The 5529-nt window shown below is 60.7% G+C and carries 4 protein-coding genes; 2 read left to right on the forward strand and 2 right to left on the reverse strand.

Annotated elements, in window-relative coordinates:
* Positions 1-460 precede the first annotated feature (460 nt).
* Positions 461-913 carry a thiol-disulfide oxidoreductase DCC family protein gene (locus AC1DKH_RS30180; RefSeq protein ID WP_477756560.1) on the reverse strand — a complete coding sequence of 151 codons (453 nt, stop codon included), beginning with the start codon at positions 911-913 and terminating at the stop codon, positions 461-463.
* A 139-nt stretch (positions 914-1052) separates the two neighbouring features.
* Positions 1053-1718 carry a LuxR C-terminal-related transcriptional regulator gene (locus AC1DKH_RS30185; protein ID WP_477800211.1) on the reverse strand — a complete coding sequence of 222 codons (666 nt, stop codon included), beginning with the start codon at positions 1716-1718 and terminating at the stop codon, positions 1053-1055.
* A gap of 202 nt (positions 1719-1920) precedes the next feature.
* Between AC1DKH_RS30185 and AC1DKH_RS30190 the strand changes: the two genes are divergently transcribed.
* A complete protein-coding gene (locus AC1DKH_RS30190; RefSeq protein ID WP_477800212.1) occupies positions 1921-2208 on the forward strand; it encodes a PilZ domain-containing protein in 288 nt (95 codons plus the stop codon).
* Between the two features lie 89 nt (positions 2209-2297).
* On the forward strand, positions 2298-5529 hold a 3232-nt coding region (locus AC1DKH_RS30195; RefSeq protein ID WP_477800213.1), incomplete at its 3' end, for a beta strand repeat-containing protein.

Raw genomic sequence — 5529 nt, forward strand, 5'->3', positions numbered from 1 at the left:
ACAAGGACCTAATGTGACACGTGATGAGAGTGAAGTTCACTGCACCGCGACGAACGTGCCTGCCTGAAAAGCCTGTAGTGGCTGCAAACTCCCGGCAATTCCCCGCGCTTGACGCCTCTCGACCATTCGTCCTTTAAACCCCGTATTTGCTGGGCAAAGTCCGTTTTTTAAGGAGGTCATAACATGTCATGACGGATTTTTCGCGCGGTGGTTGTGACAGTACGTGGACCGAAAACGCCTGCTATCGAGCCAGGGGGAAATGTCGGGTATTGGCCGATTGTTGCCTTTCACCACCGGTTGAATCCACAGCCGAAAGCAGCCTGTCAGTCAGGGAATAGCTGAAGGGTATTCAGGGTGATGGTGGTCGGTGGCTACGGAAATTTCGGTAGCATCGTTTGCAGGCATTTGGCGGTGATGCCAGATATGGAACTGGTGATCCGGTTAATGCGTGTGAGGGCGTTCATAGGGGCGCTTTCAAAAAACGCTGTTCATGATCAGGCTCCGGCAATAGGCACGTGTCGTATTTCCCGAAGAGCCGATAACGATTAAGCGCAATGCGGTCGTATGCCCAATTTCGAAGTTTGCGAGGGAAGATGCGCAACAGGTTCACGGGGCGCCAGAGTGCGGAAAACTGGGCGATGATTTCGAAAAATGCATCCGAACGGTCCCAGTAGTGTCGGTCGCGGATCACCGCCATGGTGTCGAATTGATCCACGGGCAAACCTGCCCACGCGAGCAGAACCTGCCCCTCGGGTGACTGAACCGCCGCCAACCGCACTCGCCGCTGGCGGTCATGGCGAATCAAGAACCTCACCCAGCCATTGCACAGCTTGCAGACACCGTCGAACAGGACCACCGTTTCTCCTGGTTTGAGCAGTGGCGCGGGTGAGGGGCGGATTTGCGAGGCTGGCATAAGCGTGGGTCCAAGGGATCCTGGTTATCCCGGATCATAACCGCGTGCCAGCGTTAAAGTCTGCATTTGGCTGTGGATTCAACCGGTCGATGCAACACAACTGAATTCTGTGTAAGCAGAAGGCGTATTGCCGCAGTCCTCAGTCGCCTGTGGAAAGGCCATGCTTGTGTGCGTAGGCGTACAGATCTACGCGGTTCGTCAGGCCCAGCTTGCTGTAGATCGATGTTAAATGGTTGCGCAGCGTGTGCTCGCTGATGTGCAACTTCTCGGCCACCAACTTGCCAGGGGCTGAGGGGTCGCTGGCCAGCGATGCAATGGTTTGCTGCTCGCGGCGCGTTAGCTTGGCGATTTTTTGTTGCTCCGGGTCAATATCGCGTTCGGCTTTCTTGCGCGCCAGTTCAAGGAAGATACGGCTGGTCGCATTGCGGTCAATCCAGAGTTCGCCGTCATGCACTTTTTCTATGGCTTTGAGCAATGTCGATGCGGAGGCCGACTCCCGCTTATCCACCACGCCACGTGCGCCCGCCAGCACCGCTCTGTCATGCAGCGCCACGTCGCTCGACCCTGTCACTACCAGAATCCTGGCGTTGGTCTGGCTGTGCAAGTCGACCAGCGACTCGATACAGTCCTCGCTGTCCAGGTCCAGCACCACCACATCTGGCGCGTATTGGTGAAGCGAAAGCAGGTACTCCGCCACCGACGCCACCGAGCCCGCCAGCGTCAACCTCGGTTGAGCGCTTTCCACCAGACGCTCAAGGCCCCAGGCCACGAGCGGTAGAGCTACTAACAGGACTTGAATTGGCATGCGGGTCGCTGCCTCTTTAGGCGGGTTGTGTTAGCTGATCATGATAGCAATCGTTGCAGCCTGTAGCTTTTTTCTATAACGCTTCAGGTAGCCCCTCCCATGACATTTGTCCCGTAAAGCCCTGTTTTCATGGCTGATTGACTCCCAGAAAAAAGGGATAGCGCGCTCATGTAAAAAACAATGGTCCTTTTAGACTGCAGCCATGAAAGGCACATACCGAATTGAGCCCCGTGAACAAGTCACCCTGCCGCTGCAACTGATCGGCGGGGGCAACGGTGTCACCCGTGACATCAGCGCCTCCGGTTTGTATTTCGAAACCGATAGTGAGCTGCAGGTGGGTAGGTTGATTGACTTCGAGATCGAGCTCGACACTCCCGGCGGCCCCATGAAGTTCAAGGCTCAAGGACAAATTGTGCGCATTGAGCCACAAGGCGGCAGGACCGGGGCGGGCGTGAAGCTGCTGGCCAGCCGGCTGGTGCCGGTTGAGTGAGGTTTTAGTGGGTTGAGGAAGAAGCGGCTTGTGGCTGTTAGCGGCCCACGGCGTTTTTTTGCTCAGGGTGACATTCTTGGGAGAAAGACATGGCTAGCACTACAACTACCAGCGGCGGAACCGTTACCTCGTTTTCCAACACGCCGCAGGCGAAGGATGACATCTTCACCACCACTGAAAATCTGTTGGGGGTCGTGTATTGGGACGTCATGTCCAATGACCTCGGTGGCAACGCGAAGACACTCTGGTCACTCGACAACGCGGACAGTCTTTCTACTGCCACCAAGGCTTATGCTCCGGCCGACCTCCTGACCCAGGATACGGCGAGGGCTGAGGCGACGAGTACTGACACCAGCGAGAATGGTGCAAAAATCTGGATCACCTCGGACGGTAAGGTCGGCTACGACGCCGCTACTTTTTCAGATGCTTTCAAGGCGCAACTCCAGGCGCTGGCTACTGGCGAGCTCCTGACGGACAGCTTTACCTATGCGATTCGTCTCGGCAACGGAACGCTCAGTTGGGCCACCGCGACGGTGCAGTTTTCCGGCGTGAATGATGGTATGACGATCAGCATCGGCGCGCAGGCCGGCACGGTGACCGAAGACGCCGACACCACGGCGAGCACGACCGACTCGCAGACAGCCAGCGGCACGATTGTCTTTAACGACGTCGACCTGAGTGACACGCACATGGCGACGTTCGCGCCGGCGGCGGGCAACGCTACTCATCTTGGTACGTTCGTACTCTCGCCGGTAAGCGAAGCAGCGAATGCAGCCAACGGTTCGGTGCAATGGACGTACAACCTGAGCAATGCGGCGGCGCAGTACCTGGCCCAGGGACAGACAGTCACCGAAACTTACCTGGTCACCATCAACGATGGTCATGGATCGTCAGTAACGCAGAATGTGACCATCACTATCACCGGCACCAATGACGTGCCGACGGTGACGGCGGCAGAAATCGAAAGCGGGGCGGTGACCGAAGACGGCACTACGGTGACCAGCGGCAACTTCGCCTTCGGCGACGTGGACCTGGCCGATGACGCCCATGTGGCCAGCGTGAGCGCGCCGGCCGGTGCGTTGGGTACGCTGGTGGCCACTGTCAGCAACGAGAGCACCGGCGACGCTACGGGCAGCGTGGGCTGGACCTACACGCTGAACAACAGCGCGGCGCAGTACCTGGCTGGGGGCCAGACCAAGACCGAAGTGTTCACGGTGACGCTGACCGACGACTTTGGGGCGACGGTGACCAAGAATGTGACCATCACTATCACCGGCACCAATGACGTGCCGACGGTGACGGCGGCAGAAATCGAAAGCGGGGCGGTGACCGAAGACGGCACTACGGTGACCAGCGGCAACTTCGCCTTCGGCGACGTGGACCTGGCCGATCACGCCCATATGGCCAGCGTGAGTGCGCCGTCCGGTGCGCTGGGTACGCTGGTGGCCACTGTCAGCAACGAGAGTACCGGCGACGCGGTGGGCAGCGTGGGCTGGAGCTATACGCTGAACAACAGCGCGGCGCAGTACCTGGCCGCGGGCCAGACCAAGACCGAAGTGTTCACGGTGACGCTGACCGACGACTTTGGGGCGACGGTGACCAAGAATGTGACGATCACCCTGACCGGCACCAATGACGCGCCGACGGTGACGGCGGCAGAAATCGAAAGCGGGGCGGTGACCGAAGACGGCACCACGGTGACCAGCGGCAGCTTCGCTTTCGGCGACGTGGACCTGGCCGATCACGCCCATCTGGCCAGCGTGAGTGCTCCGTCCGGTGCGCTGGGTACGCTGGTGGCCACTGTGAACGACGAGAGTACCGGCGACGCGGCGGGTAGCGTGGGCTGGAGCTATACGCTGAACAACAGCGCGGCGCAGTACCTGGCCGCGGGCCAGACCAAGACCGAAGTGTTCACGGTGACGCTGACCGATGACTTCGGGGCGACGGTGACCAAGGACGTGACGATCACCATCACCGGCAGCAACGACGCACCAGTGCTCAGCTTCGCGACGGGCAATGCTGCCGGCGCGGTGCAGGAAGACACAACGCTCAGCGTGAACGGCCAGTTCAGTTCGGCTGACATCGATCACGACGCCACGGCGACCTGGAGCATTGCGGGTACGGATACGGGCACCTACGGTTCGATCGCCGTCGATAACACCGGCAAGTGGACCTACACCCTGGCCAATGGCAGCGATGGGGTCGCCAGTGCGGTGCAGTCGCTGAAGGCGGGAGAAAGTCACAACGAAGTGTTCAGCGTGCAGGTCAGCGACGGCCTGGGCGGCGTCGACACCCAGCTGGTGACCGTCACCGTCACCGGCAGCAACGATGCGCCAGTGCTCAGCTTCGCGACGGGCAATGCGGCCGGCGCGGTGCAGGAAGACACCACCCTCAGTGTCAGCGGCCAGTTCAGCTCGACCGACATCGATCACGATGCCACGGCGACCTGGAGCATTGCGGGTACGGATACGGGCACCTACGGTTCGATCGCCGTCGATAACACCGGCAAGTGGACTTACACGCTGGCCAATGGCACCGATGGGGTCGCCAGCGAGGTGCAGGCGCTGAAGGCGGGCGAGAGCCACGATGACGTGTTCACGGTGCAAGTCAGCGACGGCCTGGGCGGCGTGGACACCCAGCTGGTGACCGTCACCGTCACCGGCAGCAACGATGCGCCAGTGCTCAGCTTCGCGACCGGCAATGCTGCCGGCGCGGTGCAGGAAGACACCACGCTCAGCGTCAACGGCCAGTTCAGCTCGGCCGACATCGATCACGATGCCGCGGCGACCTGGACCATCAATGGCGCGTCAACAGGCACCTACGGTTCGATCGCCGTGGACACCACCGGCCAGTGGACCTACACCCTGGCCAATGGCACCGATGGCGTTGCCAGTGCGGTGCAGTCGCTGAAGGCGGGCGAGAGCCATGAGGACGTGTTCACGGTGCAAGTCAGCGACGGCCTGGGCGGCGTGGACACCCAGCTGGTGACCGTCACCATTACCGGCAGCAACGACGCGCCAGTGCTCAGCTTCGCGACGGGCAATGCGGCCGGCGCGGTGCAGGAAGACACGACGCTCAGCGTCAACGGCCAGTTCAGCTCGGCCGACATCGATCACGATGCCGCGGCGACCTGGACCATCAATGGCGCGTCCACTGGAACCTATGGCTCGATCGCCGTGGACAGCAGCGGCCAGTGGACCTACACCCTGGCCAATGGCACCGATGGTGCCGCCAGTGCGGTGCAGTCACTGAAGGCGGGAGAAAGTCACAACGAAGTGTTCAGCGTGCGGGTCAGCGATGGCCTCGGCGGCGTCGACACCC

Source organism: Pseudomonas sp. 05L36 (assembly GCF_056398125.1).

What these genes read in the sequence shown, in the direction of transcription:
- AC1DKH_RS30180 (WP_477756560.1), bottom strand. Translation starts at nt 913, where the DNA reads ATGCCAGCCTCGCAAATCCGCCCCTCACCCGCGCCACTGCTCAAACCA.
- AC1DKH_RS30190 (WP_477800212.1), top strand. Translation starts at nt 1,921, where the DNA reads ATGAAAGGCACATACCGAATTGAGCCCCGTGAACAAGTCACCCTGCCG.
- AC1DKH_RS30185 (WP_477800211.1), bottom strand. Translation starts at nt 1,718, where the DNA reads ATGCCAATTCAAGTCCTGTTAGTAGCTCTACCGCTCGTGGCCTGGGGC.